We start from the raw sequence: 452 nt of genomic DNA, 5'->3' as shown, positions 1-452 counted from the left end.
ATAAGTTATTTTATTAAAAGTGCGGGTGAAGGGAGTCGAACCCCCACGCCAAAGGCGCTAGATCCTAAGTCTAGTGCGTCTGCCAATTCCGCCACACCCGCATATTTTGTTAAAATGGTGAGCCATGAAGGACTCGAACCTTCGACCCTCTGATTAAAAGTCAGATGCTCTACCAACTGAGCTAATGGCTCTTAATGGCTGGGCTAGCTGGATTCGAACCAGCGCATGACGGAGTCAAAGTCCGTTGCCTTACCGCTTGGCTATAGCCCATTAATTAAGAATGGTGGAGGGGGGCAGATTCGAACTGCCGAACCCGAAGGAGCGGATTTACAGTCCGCCGCGTTTAGCCACTTCGCTACCCCTCCGACATATATGGTGGAGGATGACGGGATCGAACCGCCGACCCCCTGCTTGTAAGGCAGGTGCTCTCCCAGCTGAGCTAATCCTCCATT

At 52.0% G+C, this 452-nt stretch carries 5 tRNA genes; all 5 read right to left on the bottom strand.

The annotated features are described in order from the left end of the window. Positions 1-20: 20 nt before the first annotated feature. Positions 21-101, bottom strand: a tRNA-Leu gene (locus ACZ76X_RS29025). A gap of 14 nt (positions 102-115) precedes the next feature. Beyond that, positions 116-191: transfer RNA gene (locus ACZ76X_RS29020), tRNA-Lys, on the bottom strand. A 4-nt stretch (positions 192-195) separates the two neighbouring features. After that, a tRNA-Gln gene (locus tag ACZ76X_RS29015) sits at positions 196-270 on the bottom strand. An 11-nt stretch (positions 271-281) separates the two neighbouring features. After that, a tRNA-Tyr gene (locus tag ACZ76X_RS29010) sits at positions 282-365 on the bottom strand. Between the two features lie 8 nt (positions 366-373). Further along, positions 374-449, bottom strand: a tRNA-Val gene (locus tag ACZ76X_RS29005). Between the last annotated feature and the right edge of the window lie 3 nt (positions 450-452).

Source organism: Bacillus sp. BC05(2025) (assembly GCF_056725905.1).
Note: the sequence above shows the minus strand (reverse complement) of the source record. Positions and strands in the feature narration are given on the sequence as shown.